The sequence below is a fragment of the Schlesneria sphaerica genome (genome assembly GCF_044336245.1).
Taxonomy (GTDB): domain Bacteria; phylum Planctomycetota; class Planctomycetia; order Planctomycetales; family Planctomycetaceae; genus Schlesneria; species Schlesneria sphaerica.
This window is the reverse complement of record NZ_CP172346.1, coordinates 916,807-932,510: the sequence shown is the minus strand read 5'-3', so window position 1 is coordinate 932,510 and position 15,704 is coordinate 916,807. Positions and strand designations below refer to the sequence as shown.

10 protein-coding genes are annotated in these 15,704 nt (G+C 56.4%); 6 read left to right on the top strand and 4 right to left on the bottom strand.

The window, feature by feature from the left end:
- Nucleotides 1–207 precede the first annotated feature (207 nt).
- Nucleotides 208–1,155: a signal recognition particle-docking protein FtsY gene (ftsY, locus tag ACGY09_RS03590; RefSeq protein WP_373651560.1), complete on the bottom strand. Its 948-nt coding sequence runs from the start codon at nucleotides 1,153–1,155 to the stop codon at nucleotides 208–210.
- A gap of 316 nt (nucleotides 1,156–1,471) precedes the next feature.
- Between ftsY and typA the strand changes: the two genes are divergently transcribed.
- Nucleotides 1,472–3,307, top strand: a complete 1,836-nt coding sequence (gene typA / locus ACGY09_RS03585) for a translational GTPase TypA (RefSeq protein ID WP_373651561.1) — start codon at nucleotides 1,472–1,474, stop codon at nucleotides 3,305–3,307.
- Nucleotides 3,308–3,699: 392 nt separating this feature from the next.
- Nucleotides 3,700–4,437 carry a PP2C family serine/threonine-protein phosphatase gene (locus ACGY09_RS03580; RefSeq protein ID WP_373651562.1) on the top strand — a complete coding sequence of 246 codons (738 nt, stop codon included), beginning with the start codon at nucleotides 3,700–3,702 and terminating at the stop codon, nucleotides 4,435–4,437.
- An 84-nt stretch (nucleotides 4,438–4,521) separates the two neighbouring features.
- Here ACGY09_RS03580 and ACGY09_RS03575 read toward each other — a convergent pair whose 3' ends face one another.
- Entirely contained in the window at nucleotides 4,522–5,955 is a 1,434-nt protein-coding gene (locus tag ACGY09_RS03575; RefSeq protein ID WP_397570495.1) for a hypothetical protein, read from the bottom strand.
- A gap of 213 nt (nucleotides 5,956–6,168) precedes the next feature.
- On the bottom strand, nucleotides 6,169–7,263 hold the full coding sequence (locus ACGY09_RS03570) for a DUF1559 domain-containing protein (protein WP_397570494.1): 1,095 nt from the start codon (nucleotides 7,261–7,263) through the stop codon (nucleotides 6,169–6,171).
- A 424-nt stretch (nucleotides 7,264–7,687) separates the two neighbouring features.
- Here ACGY09_RS03570 and ACGY09_RS03565 point away from each other — a divergent pair, with 424 nt between their 5' ends.
- From ACGY09_RS03565 to priA, 3 genes are all read left to right on the top strand, one after another.
- The gene (locus tag ACGY09_RS03565) at nucleotides 7,688–8,779 is read left to right on the top strand and encodes a PfkB family carbohydrate kinase (protein ID WP_373651565.1); all 1,092 of its coding nucleotides are present in this window, start codon (nucleotides 7,688–7,690) and stop codon (nucleotides 8,777–8,779) included.
- A gap of 341 nt (nucleotides 8,780–9,120) precedes the next feature.
- Complete coding sequence (serA, locus tag ACGY09_RS03560; RefSeq protein WP_373651566.1) at nucleotides 9,121–10,755, top strand: phosphoglycerate dehydrogenase; 1,635 nt, start codon at nucleotides 9,121–9,123, stop codon at nucleotides 10,753–10,755.
- A 173-nt stretch (nucleotides 10,756–10,928) separates the two neighbouring features.
- Nucleotides 10,929–13,355, top strand: a complete 2,427-nt coding sequence (gene priA / locus ACGY09_RS03555) for a primosomal protein N' (RefSeq protein WP_397570493.1) — start codon at nucleotides 10,929–10,931, stop codon at nucleotides 13,353–13,355.
- A gap of 84 nt (nucleotides 13,356–13,439) precedes the next feature.
- Here the strand turns inward: priA and ACGY09_RS03550 are convergent, their stop codons facing one another.
- Nucleotides 13,440–13,973 (bottom strand): CinA family protein, encoded by a 534-nt coding sequence (locus ACGY09_RS03550; RefSeq protein WP_397570492.1) that lies wholly within the window; start codon nucleotides 13,971–13,973, stop codon nucleotides 13,440–13,442.
- 566 nt (nucleotides 13,974–14,539) lie between these two features.
- On the opposite strand from ACGY09_RS03550, the gene ACGY09_RS03545 reads away from it, so the two are divergent.
- The gene (locus ACGY09_RS03545; RefSeq protein ID WP_373651569.1) at nucleotides 14,540–15,613 is read left to right on the top strand and encodes a hypothetical protein; all 1,074 of its coding nucleotides are present in this window, start codon (nucleotides 14,540–14,542) and stop codon (nucleotides 15,611–15,613) included.
- Nucleotides 15,614–15,704: the final 91 nt, after the last annotated feature.

The window sequence follows — 15,704 nt, the reverse complement described above, 5'->3', positions numbered from 1 at the left end:
CTCAACGGAGCTTCCACGTCTTCCGGGCAATACCGCTGCCCGTTTGAGAAATCAGGCTCGTCGGAAAGTCTGCTCACCCGTGGGACGAGCGAGTCTCACGGGAACGGACAACAAGGGGAAAAACGGACAGCAAGGGGAAAACAGTCTCTTCCTGCCGGGACCCGCGCGTGAGCCTTTCTGGCATTATTTGGCGGGCATCATGGGACTTCAAGCGGACGTATCAAAAAGTGCATCGACGAACTGTTCTGGGTTGAACAGTTCAAGATCATCAATTTGTTCACCGACACCGACGTATTTGACGGGGATTCCCATCTGCTGGCGAATGGCAACGGTAACGCCCCCTTTGGCGGTTCCGTCGAGCTTAGCCAGCACGATTCCGGTGCAGTTTGCGGCTTCGCTGAAATGCTGTGCCTGATTCAAGCCATTCTGCCCGGTTGTGGCGTCGATGACTAAGAGACATTCATGCGGCGCACCGGGTATTTTCTTATCAATAACCCGGCGGATTTTTTCCAGTTCTTTCATCAGATTGATCTGATTGTGTAGGCGACCGGCGGTATCGATAATTAAGACATCGACGCCACTAGCAAGTGCCGCCTCGCATCCCGAGAACGCCACGCTGGCGGGATCGGTGCCGCTGGGACGGGTCACAATTTCGCATCCCAGTCTCTGGCTCCACATCGTCAGTTGTTCCACCGCCGCTGCCCGGAACGTGTCGGCGGCAGCGAGCATGACGCGCTTCCCGCACGATGTCAGTAGCTTGGCGAGTTTCGCGATCGACGTCGTTTTCCCGGTACCGTTCACACCCGTGACGAGAATCACGGTTGGCTTCGTATCTGCAAAACGAAGTGGCGAAAGGGGTTGCTCGGGGTCCCACTTCGTTCCATCGGTTCCCTTCAGTAGTGAAAGAATCGTTTCCTTGACGGTGCCCCAGAGTTCGTCCAGCACGACGGTGCGGCCGAGGTATTTCTTGCGGAGTTCGGCAACGATCAGTGCAGAAGCTGCGACCCCCATATCCGTTCGGATGAGCCGGCCTTCGAACTGTTCCAGTTTCGCTTCGTCGAGGATTTCGCCGGACCGGAAAATATCACGGACGTCCGTCAGCAGCAGTTGCTTGGTGCGCTGCAGCCCCTGCTTTAGCTTCTCAAAGAAACCCATAATTTATACTTCTCACGTAGCCTGCCAATCTTCAACCTAACCGGATCATAGGTTCGCGTATGGGGCAGGGTAAATCCAGTCAGACGCTACCAGAAAGAGGATCAATCGGACTTCACGAGTTCATAGGCCGCTGATACAATCGCAATACTTCACTGCCAACTGAGCGCGCCAGCCCCGTTTGTGAAGAGCTGTGCCAGCCAGTCTGCCCTCTGCGAGTCTTCCGACGACGAAGTTTCTCCCTCACTGGCTGAATCAGTCGGCCTTTCCCCTGTTTTTTAGTTCGCTTCCTGCGTGGAAGCCCGGTTAACGAGTCGCCATGAAAACCCGACGGAATGACATTCGCAACATTGCAATTATTGCTCACGTCGATCACGGCAAAACGACACTGGTCGATTGCCTGATCAAAGCCAGCGGTCAGTTCCGCGAGTCGCAAGTCCAGCAGGACTGCATTCTGGATTCTAACGATCTCGAACGCGAACGCGGGATCACCATTCTCGCCAAAAATATCGCCCTGAACTACATGGGCACTAAAATCAACATTATCGACACCCCGGGCCACGCGGATTTCGGCGGAGAAGTCGAACGCGTGCTGCAGATGGCAGACGGGTGTCTGGTGCTGGTTGATGCTTTCGAAGGCCCCCGTCCACAGACCCGATTCGTGCTTCAGAAGGCACTGGAAGTCGGCCTGCAGCCAATCGTTGTTGTCAATAAGATCGATCGTTCCGATGCCCGCCCCAATGACGTGTTGTCCGAAACATTCGACCTGTTCGTCGAACTCGGGGCCGATGACGCGACGCTCGATTTTCCTTACATTTTCGCAAGCGGCCGTGCAGGTTTCGCAACCCACGATCCGAAAGTCTACGGCGACACGATTCAGCCGCTGCTTGACATGATCATCGAAAAAGTGCCAGGGCCCGTCACGAATGTGGACGGGCCCTTCCAGATGATGGTGACTTCGCTGGCCTATTCCGAATTCGTTGGCCGTATCGCGACCGGTCGTATCGTCGGTGGATCGATCAAGCCAGGCCAGAAAGTCGTCTTGCTCAAGGCCGACGGTTCCAAGGTGGCTGATCAGGTTGTGACGGTCGAGGTCTTCGACAAACTGGGACGAGCCACCGTCGAAGAAGCCACGGCCGGGGATATCGTCGCCCTGACCGGTCTCAAAAATCCTGAGATTGGTGATACCGTCGCCTGCCCGCTCAATCCGATCCCGCTGCCAAGAATCAGCGTGGACGAGCCCACATTGTCGATGCTGTTCACGATCAATTCCTCGCCGCTTGCCGGAAAAGAAGGGGGGGGCAAGTTTCTCACCAGCCGCCACATCCGTGCCCGGCTGATGCGAGAACTGGAATCGAACGTCGCACTTCGCGTAGAAGAATTTGGCGACAAGGACGCTTTTAAGGTTTCGGGCCGCGGCGTGCTGCATCTGTCGATTCTCGTTGAAACCATGCGACGTGAAGGATACGAACTGTCTGTCGGCAAGCCGACCGTCATTCGCAAAGAAGTCGATGGCAAGATGTGCGAGCCATTCGAAATTCTCGTCATTGATGTCCCCACGGAATTTGTGGGTCCTGTCATGGAAATCTGTGGCAATCGCCGCGGTGAACTGATTGAAATGTCGGGCAACGATGCCGGTTCAACGCATCTCGAATTCTCAATCCCTTCACGTGGTCTGATCGGAATTCGAACCCGAATGCTGAACGCCACCAAGGGTGAAGCTGTGATTCACCACCGCTTCGAGCAGTACAAGCCGGTCGAAGGAACACTGCCCCATCGTCAGAACGGTGTGCTGGTATCGCAGGAACGAGGCAAGGCCGTCGGCTTCGCTTTGTTCAAGCTGCAGGAACGAGCGGAAATGTTTGTCGCACCGGGCGACGAAGTCTATGAAGGGATGATCGTGGGTGAGAACTCACGCGATAACGACATGGTCGTGAATCCCATCAAGGAAAAGCAGCTCACCAATATGCGGGCTTCAGGATCCGACGAAAACATCTCTCTGAAGCCACCACGACGATTGTCTCTCGAAGCGGCGCTGGAATATATCGAAGATGACGAATATGTCGAAGTAACGCCGCAGGTTGTTCGTCTCCGTAAGATCCGGCTGACGGAACAGGAACGCAAACGCGAAGTTCGCAGTTCTTCAAACGTCTGATCCCTGCCAGGTAACGTGTCCACCAGCGTCGCCTCGTCGAATTCCAGTTCGATGAGGCGATGCTCTTTCATGGGTGTGCCAAAAACGCAGCCACGATTTCGGTCCTTTGGTCCCCAGGTCGGACTGGGGTGCCGAGATCAAACGAGGCTGCCTGATCCCGAAAACCGTCACAATCGATAGGATGTTCCTCACATTTTCCCCTTCGGTAATCCTCAACATGGATGACGGGGATTTGTCAGATCAGTTTTACCGGACGGAGGGCTTCCATTCCTCCAGCGGGGTCGTAAACTCAATGAAGGGATGGATTGCATCGAAATGACTGGGACTTCTGGTCGATGTAAGACTCGTGGAGCTGTCAGAGATTGATCACATCGACGTTCGGGTAATTCATTATGAAGTTGCGAGTGGGTTGGCTGAGTGTCGTCGGCAAACGCGACAATAATGAAGACGCGTGCTACGTAGACCCCCGTAACCGATTCTTCCTGGTCGCGGACGGGATGGGAGGCCAATCAGCGGGCGAACGGGCTAGCGGGCTGGCGATGGAACTCGTTCCCCGGAAGCTGCAACTGATCGACTTTGAAAAATCCACGCCAGAAGCCGCAATCAAGATCATCGATGAAGCGATTACGCAGGCCAACTACGAAATCATGGCCCTGGGCGAACTCGATCCCAAACTGAAAAACATGGGGACCACGATTACGTTCATCGTGCACGTCGCCGGAACGATGTTCGTGGGGGGCGTGGGAGACAGTCGGGTTTACCTGCTGCGGGGCGATAAATTGCAGCAGCTTACGACCGACCACTCGTTGACCCAGGCGCTGATCGAAGCCGGTACGTTGACTCCGGAAGAGGCAGTGAATCACCGCTATAAGAACGTCCTTTACCGTTATCTCGGTTGCAAAGAAGGGGGCGCCGGCACGAATCCGAAGCAGGTTCGCCCACAGGCCGGAGATCGGTTTCTGATCTGTTCTGACGGGGTCACCGGGGGCGCCGATGATTCGACTCTGTGCGAAGTTCTGGCACGAGGGACCGATCCTCAGAAAACTGCGGAAGCCGTTGTTCAGGCGGCAACCGACGGTGGATCGAAGGACAATATTACCGGTGTTGTGTTGTTCGTCGACCAGGTGTAGTTCTTCCTGAACACATCGCTCTCGCATCGGCGAACAGTCACTTGCCGGCGCATCGACCCGCTTTCATTGCAGTAAATTCTTCTGTCACTTCGACTTGGAAGTCAGCTTGATGTCGAGAGGCGCGGCCTGATGCCCCTCGGTCACGTCTCGCGTCTGCTGTGCCGATTCTGACCACTCCAAAGGAATGACGCTTTTTCCTTTACTGCCGACGTGGGTGATCCAGACACGCGACTTGCCGACCGCCACCCCTTCAATCCGATCTGCAGGGACGTACATCATGCGGAATTCACCCCGCTCGTCCGCAGTCCCCACAGAAGTCCGAATCCGTTCTTTCTTTGAACCTGCCATTTCCGTTTCAAGTGGCGCAAAGTAGATGGTGGCCCCCTGAAGCGGTTTACCGTCGAGGGTAATCGAACCTCGAACGTAACCCAGTTTGGGTAGTCTCAACTGACTTCCGAACATTCGGTCCGCACCGAAATAGATTGCGCACGTGAGTACAATTCCACCGACCAGGACTCCCAGTCCCTGAAAACCAAACTCCCGGAACAGCATGAAGAAGTCGAATCTTTGCTTTGCATCGGCATCGCGCTGGGCCGCTTCGGCGGTGTGATTCTCTTTAATTGCCTTCTTCATCATCCGGGCCGCAGTTGCCAGATCGACTTTTTCGGTGGCGGGCCGCGGTGTGTGGGGTGCTGGTGTCACTCGATTATGTGTGCGGTGCACCGTGGGCGAACGGAAGGTGTCATCGGAATCCCCCGGCAGCGCAATGTCGTCTCCCCGGCTGTCACGTTTGGTTGCAGGCGCTGGTCTGTCGTCGTCAATTTTGGCGACGCTGGGTCGTTCGGTCGGAGTTTCCGGGAGAGTCTTCGTGGGGGGAACTGGTGTGTTGGAGGGGGGAGAGTTATTCAGAAAACTAAACGGGTCGAAATTTGACGGAATCGGTTTGGGGCGTGTCGTGACAGGAGTTTCAGTGACCTTGAATTCACAGGGGCGCGGCGAGCTGGTCGTCGTGTGAGTCGCGTGAGCAACGAGTTCGGATTCACCGGTGGGAAGTAGCGTGAGCATCATGACCGGAGGGCATTCCAGGTCAGCGAGTTCCCAGTCGACGACAGTGGCCGTGGACGTCAGGTGAACTGTGTCGGAGGATGCCGAGGTCTCGCTGGCGAACTCGCTCAGATCCGGCACGTCGCTCGATTTCCTGCCGTCAGCCCCTTCCGGGGCTTCCGACGCGCTGTGCATCTGGTGCTCGGCAGAGGTCTGCCCATTCAGATTCTGTGGCGTTTCGTGAGCCGTCTGGGAGGCTTGAAGTTCACCGGGGGCAGAAGTGGTTAAACCACTTGTCGGGGTCACTGATTCCGTTCGTGTACTGCCGGGGTCGACCAGGTTGGGGGGGGAATGGTTATTGTCTGGTACAACAAACGGGTGCTTGCATTTCGGACAATGCGCGGACGAGCCAGCGAGTTCGTCCTTGATTTTCAGCACCGACTCGCAGTGCTCACACTTCAGGTGAATGGTCATAGCGCTCGCTTTCGCAGATCGATCGTGGAGACGATACGCAGACGGATTGACAACCGCCCCCGCTTAGGAGGTCATCGAAAATCACCCGGCGCGGCAGTCCTGCAGGGGACAAGGGGGCGCGGTGATTGTGGACGCGACGAGTTGCCGAGCTCCGGGGATTCGGCGAGGGCCTTACGACTCGTCGCGATGAGAGAAGAGACGCCGATTCTCGGGTCAGAATGGGATATTTACCGGGGCTCCCTGGCTCATATTTCCCAGGTTCTGCCATGTCCGCAGGTCGATATTAATACCCACCATTTTGACACTGCCGTCGGCGAGCAGAACCTGTACGACTTGATCGTGGGCGCTGTCGGCTTCGTCGTACCACAATCCACTGTGGGGGGCGATGCGGTTGCTGTAGAGAGTGGCGGGACCACCCCAGATCCAGCCATCGCTGCTGCGCAGGTTCGGCGGTCCAATATTGGAGAACAGCCGACGCTCTGAGACCATGATCACGTTTGATGTCCCGTCCGTGATGTCCCTGAATGCCACGGCCGAATTGACACCGAAGATGCCGATATTCGATTGAAACTGCGTGAACAGTGACGTGGAAACGTTCTGACCGTTTACGACACCTACCGTCACAGTAGCGCCGAGTTGTTGTGGCAAGAGCCAATAGGTCTGTCGATCGGTGGAGTCTGTTGCGTCCTCATGGAACGTGATGCCCGATCCTGTGCAACCCGCGTAGTCATTTCCCCCTTGACTCCAGGTGATCCCCGGGGTGGGAGCCGCCGTATCAATCCTGTCGCAGGCGGAATAGGCCGCGGTTGCCTGCATCTGGCTCCTGCGGCTGGGGCAGTAGAAAACAGCGATCTCTGTTCGTGGCGGATAGATCAGGGCCAGGTCCTGAGTCTGGAAACCAAATTCCCCATTCGTCCGAACGTTGTCCCCAAAGAAGTAACTGTTGTAGAGAGGGGCCTGGTCGATATTGGGAAGAATGTGCAACATCCAACTGGTGCCATGCAGGCCAAGATTGTTGGTGTTACGAGGTTGATACGTCCGTGCTTCAGCCGGATTCGCGTATCGCCCGACGTTGTCAGTCAGGAATGTATTGTTGATCTGGCCTGGCGGCAAGACTCGATGCACGTCGTGGTAATTGTGCAATGCCAGGCCGATCTGCTTCAGATTGTTCTGGCATTGGGCACGCCGTGCCGCCTCGCGCGCCTTCTGCACGGCAGGCAACAGCAGAGCGACCAGCATTGCGATAATCGCAATGACGACCAGAAGTTCAATAAGTGTGAAACCCTTTCTGCGCTGTCGAGTTGGCATGACGATCTCCGTGTTGAGTAAGTAAAACGAACAAGGGATAAAACCTTCGACTGATGGATGGTGATGCGATGTGGACGAAGCTCGTCATAGCGAGATTCGACAGGGGTTCATGACTGTACAAACCGTGGCTAGCTCATTTCAGATTCCTCGATTCTCATCTTGTTAACCCGGGAACTGCGACGCTATCGAAATTGTTCCGGTACGGTGAACAACCGCTGGGAATGAATGTACACTCATCGTCGTAGGAAAATTGTTGGATAGTCAAGCAGTTTCTTTGAAGTCGCGTTTGGGCTGAGCAGGAATTCGCTGTGAATTTCACTTTTGTCGAGCGATCGATATCCTGATCGCCGTGTAACGGCCCCATGGCGCGGGCCGAATTGAGACTGAAGCAGAATTTCAATTTGAATCTGGGGAGCCGACTCGTATGCGCGTTGTGACGTTTGGTGAGGTGATGTTGCGCATGATGCCACCAGGTTGGTTGCGTGTTTCGCAGTCGCTGCCGGGAAGTCTCGACGCCACATTCGGTGGTGCGGAAGTGAATGTGGCAGTCTCGATCGCTCGACAGGGTGGTCAGGCGGCATTCTGCACGGCACTTCCCGATAACCCGCTGACCGACGCGTTCGTGGCCCAGCTCCGTTCGTTTGGTGTGGACGTCGATCTGATTTTGCGGACCAGTGAGGGACGTTTCGGTATTTATTTTGTTGAGAACGGTGCCAATCAGCGGGGTGGGACGGTTATCTATGACCGTGCCGGTTCTTCGATTTCGATGACCCCGGCGAGTACCTATCAATGGGACACAATCTTCAAGGGAGCGAGCTGGTTTCACGTGACCGGGATTACGCCGTCACTCAGCCGTGAGGCCGCCGATGCCGCACTGGCCTCCGCCCGGGAAGCCACACAGCGAAAAATTCCGGTTTCATGCGATCTGAACTTCCGTAAGAAGCTCTGGAACTGGGAGTCTGGTACCAAACCGGCCGCACTCGCACGAAAGACGATGGAGCAATTGCTGCCTCACGTCCAGGTTTTGATCGCCAACGAAGAGGATGCTGAGCAGGTCCTGGGAATCCACTCTGCCGAAACAAATGTTGAAGCCGGGGAACTGAATCTCGAAGGTTACCAGGGTGTGGCCCAGCAGATCGTCGAGCGATTTCCAAATATCCGCAAGGTGGCAATCACACTGCGGGAAAGTATCTCGGCCAGCCACAACAACTGGGGCGCGATGCTGTACGACGCTGAACAGAAAAAAGCGGTCTACGCTCCGACGGATGCATCCGGGACGTATACCCCCTACGAAATTCGAAATATTGTTGATCGGGTTGGTGCGGGAGACTCGTTTGCCGGGGCTCTGATTTTTGCCCTTCAGACGCCAGAGCTGGCCGAGTCGGCTACGGCTTTGCATTATGCGGTCGCAGCAAGCTGCCTGAAGCACAGCATTCTGGGTGATTACAACCAGTCATCCCGGGCAGAAATCGAAGCCCTGATGAAAGGTGGTGGTCGAGGTCGGGTCAGCCGATAGGCTCATTGTGTTGAAATGACAGTCGCGATTCAGACCGCTGAGTGCGGGACGTTTCAGTATCCGACTCAAGGAACCGCCAGCCGCAACTCGGGTGCGGTGGGGCGAGTTCAATTTGATGATTCGATGACTGTCACAAGTTTAGTGCCTTGTTGACTGCGGTGAGACCACGATTCACATCAGTCAGCACGATTGGATTCGGCTGGATCTCTTGGCCGTCGAGACTGCTCCGCGTATGCTTACGGTCTTCGACTTCCCCCGGCATGGAACCGGAGTAGGCCGCCGAGATGGCTTGCCGACTGTTTTTGCCCCCTCAACTAATTTTCGAACGACCAGCAATAACCATGTACCGAGTTCTCATCACCGACGATCTTTCCGCTGCAGGTCTTAAGATTCTTCAAGAGACACCTGGCATTGAAGTTGTCGTTCGCAGTGGCAAGCACACACCCGAGCAGGTCCGTGAATATCTTCAGGACTGTGACGGGATCATCATCCGTAGCGCGACAAAGCTGACTCCGGAGATCCTCAAGGATCAACCGCGACTGAAAGTGATTGTCCGCGCTGGCGTGGGAGTCGATAATATTGACCTCCCCGCGGCGACCCGCGAAGGGATCGTCGTGATGAACACCCCGGCAGGGAACACGACCTCCACCGCCGAACAGGCGATGGCTCTGTTGCTGGGACTGGCTCGCAATATCGGTCCCGCCGCCGGGTCCATGAAAGCCGGCAAGTGGGATCGCAAAAGTTTCACGGGAACTCAGCTGGCCGGTAAATCAATTGCCGTCATTGGCCTGGGACGAATTGGTCTGACGGTCGCCCGACGCTGCATCGCCTTTGAAATGAAAGTTCTGGGCTACGACCCATTCCTGTCGGAGGAACGAGCCCGTGCGGAAGGGATTGAACTCTATCGTGACATCGATGATCTGGTCGGCAAGTGCGACTTCTTGACCGTTCACACGCCGATGACTCCGGAAACGGAAGGCCTGATCAACGCCACCCGCATCGCAAAGATGAAGAAGGGTGTGCGACTGATCAACGGTGCTCGCGGTGGTATTATCGACGAGAAGGCTCTCTTCGACGCCATTCAGTCAGGGCACGTGGCTGGCGCTGCACTGGACGTATTCGTCGACGAGCCGCCCAAGGACTGGAGTCTGGCTCAGTTGCCTCAGGTTCTGGCCACACCTCACCTGGGTGCCTCAACCGAAGAAGCACAGGAACTCGTCGCTGTGGAAGCGGCCGAGATCATCTCGGGTTTTCTGGTCAGAAACGAAGTTCGACATGCCGTCAACATGGCTCCGATCACTGCGGCCGAGATGACGGATATGCAGCCTTACCTCGATCTGGGCCGTCGCCTGGGTCTGCTGCTTTCTCAATTGAACAAGGGTGGCGTACGTGGCGTGCGTCTCCAGTTCAAGGGTGAAGCCGCGAACAAGAAGACCAAACTGATCGCCAATGCCTTTGCCGCCGGTCTGCTGTCGAATGCACTGGCCGACAACGTCAACATCGTCAACGCCGAGATGCTGGCGAAAGAACGCGGAATCGAAATCAAGGAAGAGCTGTCTCACGAAGTGGGCGATTTCTCAACTCTGATTTCTGCGACCGTCACGACGGACAACGGAGAAATCACTGCCGCCGGAACCATCTTCGGCAAGCAGTTCCTGCGACTGGTCCGTGTTGATCAGTTCCACCTGGATGCCTACCTCGACGGCTTGCTGCTGATCTACAAGCACATCGACAAGCCGGGTGTCATCGGGTTCATCGGGAATATCTGCGGTAATCACAAAGTCAATATCGCACATATGGCCCTGGGACGTGAAAGGAACGAACCAGGTGGCGACGCGATTGCCGTGTTGAACCTGGACAATGAACCCGACGCCGCCACACTGGCAGAAGTGGCCGAGCACAAAGCGGTCACCGGTGTGCAACTGGTCAAGTTGCCCAAGGCCGGCGAACCGCTCCCCTGGTTGGTAAGCCGGTAACCTGCGAGATGTTCGGACCCGATTTCGGGGCGAACTGCACTTAATGCGAATCCGATCATTCTGCGATAATCGCTTCGATGATCGGATTCGCTCTTTTTTGGGGGGGTGGCAGAAGGAGCTGCCCCTTGCCGATGACCAGGGATGTTCCAGACAAACCGGGAAAATGAATTCCCTTGAACCAGCCAAGACAGCACAGCCTGTTCTCCGATGACGAGATTCCCGCCAACCTCGAAAAGTGGGAAGTTGCCGATGCGGCCGACCGGCTCGTCGCTGACGTCGTATTTAACCGTCCGTTGACCACCATCTTCCAGTATCTCGTTCCGGATGGGTTGAGAGATGTGATTGGTCCGGGCCGCCGTGTTCAGGCTCCATTTGGTCGCGGAAGTCAGTTGATCACAGGTTACTGCGTCGGGTTAGGAAACACGGTCCCGCCGGGACGCTCGCTGAAGTCCATTGAGTCCGTTCTTGACCGCGAAGCGCTGATCGACGAACGAATGCTCGAACTGACCCGCTGGATTGCGGATCGCTATCTGTGCGGCTGGGGCCAGGTTCTGGAAACGGTGATTCCGAAAGGTGTGAAGTCCAACGCGGGGACGCGCGAGGTCACATTTTTCTCCCTTTCGCCCGAGCTTCGTCGAAAGCTTGGATTATCAGAACCAGCCGCTGCGGGACCTCCCGTTCCCGACACGCGCACCGGGACGGAAGTGACGGAGGGCGATTCCATCGTGGCCTCCGGTTCCGCTGTTCCGGTCCCCGATTTTAAGCCGATCCTGGACGAACTGAAATTGCGAGGGAAGCAGCGCTCGGTGGTCGAAGTTCTGGCACAACTCAATCGGGCCCTCCCGGTCGACGAACTTTCGACGCTGGCCCAGTGCGGGATTTCTCCCATTCAGTCACTACGTGAGAAAGGTTTGATCGTCACGCAGCGGGAACGGGTCTTCACGGGTAACACCGAAGTGAACACCGAGCCGCGCCGGGAAATCACACTGAATGAAGACCAGACGGTTGCCGTGAATACGATCCTGGATTGTGTTCGCTCGGGCGAGCATCGGACGCTGCTCTTGCACGGTGTCACCGGAAGTGGGAAGACCGAGGTCTACATTCAGGCTATTGAGGAAATTGTCAGCTACGGGCGCCAGGCGATCATGCTCGTTCCCGAGATCAGCCTCACTCCGCAGACGATTCGCCGGTTTCGCAGTCGCTTCGCCTCTGTCGCGGTTCTTCACAGTCACCTGACGGATGCAGAACGGCATGGCCACTGGAAGCAGATTTCCAGTGGGCAGGTTCAAGTCGTCGTGGGAGCTCGCAGTGCCGTGTTCGCACCGACGCCGCAGCTGGGACTGATCGTGATCGATGAAGAGCATGAAACGAGTTTCAAGCAGGACAACACGCCGCGCTACCACGCGCGTGAAGTGGCGCGTAAGCGGGCGGAAATGGAACGGGTTCCACTGATTCTGGGGTCGGCCACACCAACGCTGGAATCGTGGCAGCGAGCTGTTGACGGTCACGACACGCTGATCTCCATGCCAAAACGGGTTGCCGGACTGCCAATGCCTCCTGTTGTGCTCGTTGATACTCGCAACGATCCCGCCATCGGGAAGGGGGCTGCGATTGGACGTGCACTTTTCCAGGCCATGAACCTGGCACTCCGCGAAGGTGGACAGGTCATCCTGTTCCTGAATGTCCGCGGCTACTCGTCCGTGATCTGGTGCCGAGGATGCGGACAGGGGATCAAGTGCCCGGACTGTGATATCACGTTGACGTGGCACCGCGAGCGAGCCCTGGCGCTGTGCCATAGCTGCAATTTTTCGACAAAACCTCCAGCTGCGTGCCCTTACTGTCAGCGCCCCGGCCTCTCGTACCTCGGGCTGGGGACGGAGCGGCTTGAAGCCGAAGTCCGTGCTCGTTTTGATCACTTTAAGTGCCTGCGAATGGATAGCGACACCATGCAGCAGCGTGGTGCGCACGACATTGCGCTGGAAAAGTTTCGACATGGCGAGGTGCAGATTCTGCTCGGGACGCAGATGATCGCCAAAGGCCTCGACTTTCCCAACGTGACGCTGGTCGGAGTCATCGATGCTGACACGCTGCTGCACCAACCTGACTTGCGCTCTGCAGAACGGACGTTCCAACTGATCTCACAAGTCGCTGGTCGTACGGGTCGAAGCAGTCGAGGTGGACGGGTGCTCGTTCAGACAGCCTCACCATCGCAGTATCCGATCCTTCGAGCGGCAGAACACAACTACATCGGCTTCGCTCAAACGGAGCTCAGCCACCGGAAAGTGCTGAATGCGCCTCCCTACTCACACCAGGCGAGAATCATTCTGCGGGGACCGAACGAGGCCGAAGTGAAAGAGTACTCAACCAAAGTGGGAGAACTGATCCGTGCTGCGGCGAAAGAGACTCAGTCAAATGTCCGCGTGCTGGGTCCGGCACCTTGTCCCATCACCCGACTGAAAGCCAATTTTCGTTACCACCTGCAGCTTGCAGCACCCGACCTGCAGGCCCTATCCAAAATCTGGGAAGTTGCTGCGCCCGAATTTCCACCCCACCCGAATGTCGAATACCAGGTCGACGTCGAACCCCAGAACTTTCGGTGAGGATCGCCCAGGAGAATTGGGTCATTGTTGTCTGGTACTCAGCGAACATTGTCCGCGGCAAAAATTTCCGCTGTTCAGGAAAAGTTACGACGCGGAGGCCCCGGACGAGAGGACTTTTAACGTTTCTCTCAAGACAAGATCCGCCGCGGCCCATTGACGTTGTTCACGGAGAGTTGCACCCGGGAATTGCGTCATCGCGTCAATGTTCGTGAGGTGATGTTCGAAAATCTGTGCCGGCTTATTCCGGAAGCCGACCCCGATGTACACGAGCCCATCTTGGGCGCTTGGAGCGCCCGGTCCCAGATGCCCCGTAATCGAAGCGGCCATTGTTGCCTCGGGAGTTCGCGCGAGAACCCCTTCCACCATCAATCGTGCGACACATTCACTGACCGGACCGGGATCCACGAGGATGTCCGGTGGAACCCCCAGCCACTTTGTCTTCGTATCGAGACGATAGACAACAGCCGATCCACAATGAACACCGGACACACCCGGAACCCGTCCGAGGACTGCCGACACCAATCCCGCCGTACAGCTTTCCGCAAAGATGATCCGCTGCTGCTGGCTGATCAACAGCCTGGCAACATCATGAGCCTGCTGGTCAAGGGGTTGTTTCATGGGCTGTCCTCGTTTCAATCGTGTGCCGGAGCGTTAATCGTCGTTGAGAAATCGTACTGACTCGCAAAATCCCGGGTCGACAGTCCGTCTGCAATTCCTTGGGCGGTGAGGCGTGCACAGTCCAATGTGGCAGGGATCGCCGCTTCCAGCCTTGGCTGATTTCGCGAACAAATCAATTCAATGTCAAGTTTTCACGGACGGAGACGCAGGATCTCAAAGTGGCCTGATTCGCGAATTCCAACATGATAACCTGGGTAGACTTTGTCGAGGACGGCTCGATGTTCGCTCAAAAAAATGTGGCGGGCGGTTCCGTCTCGAAGCTCCTGAAAAGCTGGGAAAAACTGAGTAAACAGGGTGCAAAAGCAGAGTTTCCCTGCGTTTTTTAATCTCTATCGGGGTCGTAGCGAATGTGCCGATGAATCCTCCGCTGGACTTCAGGACGCGATCGGAAGTGAAGGGAAGTCCAGGATCAGTGGCACCTGGTTGTCATTGCAGTTGCTCGCGGTGGAGAGGGACAGTCGCCTGACGGCGCTGTCGTGATCGGTACAACGGGGGGGAAGATAGGTATGCCACACTCGATCCTGCGGGGGAGATGGCTGCGCTCGGTGACGGCAATTGCAACGCTGTGCATCACGACAGCGAGGAGCGAAGCAGGCGACCGCCCCGAGATCACCGAAGCGTTAACGCAGGTCAACACCAAGGTGACCGCCCGCGATCTTGAAAACGACGAGAATACTGCTTACCCGGGATTAACGATCGTCAAGAATGGATCGTCCTCCAGCGCCATCCGTAAGCAGGCCATCGCGGACCTGGGACTGGATCGCCTGAGTGTGAACAGTCAGCGGAAGTCGCAGTCGCTGCTGAAGAACGTAGGGATGTTCCGTCGATTGCCGACAATTTCGTTCGAATGTGATCCCGCCGTTTACGAGTATTTTCTGAAGAACCCGGATGTGGCCGTCGCAACGTGGCGAGCGATGGATATTTCCCAGTTTCAGCTGCAGCCATCGGGGCCCGACCAATACCATGCCGATGCAGGTGACGGATCCGTTGGTGAACTGGAACTGCTGCTGCATACCTCATCCGATACGATGATTCATTGCGATGGGGCATTCAAAAGTCCGCTGCTGCCAAAACCGATTCTTGCACGTTCGCTGATGCGGGTTCAGACCTCATTCGCAAAAGAGCAGGACGGTCGGATTATCGGGACCCATTCCGGCGATGTTTTCGTCGAATTTCCCTCGCAGGCGATTGAAACGGCAGCACGAGTGATCGCCCCAGTCAGTCACAGTATTGCGGATCGAAACTTCAAACAGATGACCCTCTATGTTCATCTGATGTCGCAGGCGATGGTGAAGAACCCGGGATGGGTCGAGCACATCGGCAATAAGCTGGAAGGAATCTCCGAAGCCAGAAAACGCGAATTTCTGGAAGTCTCGGCCCGCAGTTGCGGTGAGGCACGGCGAAGGTTCATCGCAGCAAACTCCAGCTCCGGATTTACTCCAGACGAAGTGCTGACCCCATTCCGACAATGGAATACTACGGGATCAGGCCTGGGGGCAGCACCCGTTGCACCCCGCGGCACATCCGGTCGGTCTCCGGAAGTGACCAGCCAGGTCATCCAGGCGACATCCAGAAATTGATGAGATTGATTCGTGGCAGTGCGACCCGGCCTGCCGCTGAACCAGCAGCCCGATCGCCTTTGAGCGGTTGGGCTGCTTGCCTTTTATCGGC

Excerpts from the sequence above, each read along its gene's own strand:
- ftsY (WP_373651560.1), bottom strand. The coding sequence starts at position 1,155 with ATGGGTTTCTTTGAGAAGCTAAAGCAGGGGCTGCAGCGCACCAAGCAA.
- typA (WP_373651561.1), top strand. The coding sequence starts at position 1,472 with ATGAAAACCCGACGGAATGACATTCGCAACATTGCAATTATTGCTCAC.
- ACGY09_RS03580 (WP_373651562.1), top strand. The coding sequence starts at position 3,700 with ATGAAGTTGCGAGTGGGTTGGCTGAGTGTCGTCGGCAAACGCGACAAT.
- ACGY09_RS03575 (WP_397570495.1), bottom strand. The coding sequence starts at position 5,955 with ATGACCATTCACCTGAAGTGTGAGCACTGCGAGTCGGTGCTGAAAATC.
- ACGY09_RS03570 (WP_397570494.1), bottom strand. The coding sequence starts at position 7,263 with ATGCCAACTCGACAGCGCAGAAAGGGTTTCACACTTATTGAACTTCTG.
- ACGY09_RS03565 (WP_373651565.1), top strand. The coding sequence starts at position 7,688 with ATGCGCGTTGTGACGTTTGGTGAGGTGATGTTGCGCATGATGCCACCA.
- serA (WP_373651566.1), top strand. The coding sequence starts at position 9,121 with ATGTACCGAGTTCTCATCACCGACGATCTTTCCGCTGCAGGTCTTAAG.
- ACGY09_RS03550 (WP_397570492.1), bottom strand. The coding sequence starts at position 13,973 with ATGAAACAACCCCTTGACCAGCAGGCTCATGATGTTGCCAGGCTGTTG.
- ACGY09_RS03545 (WP_373651569.1), top strand. The coding sequence starts at position 14,540 with ATGCCACACTCGATCCTGCGGGGGAGATGGCTGCGCTCGGTGACGGCA.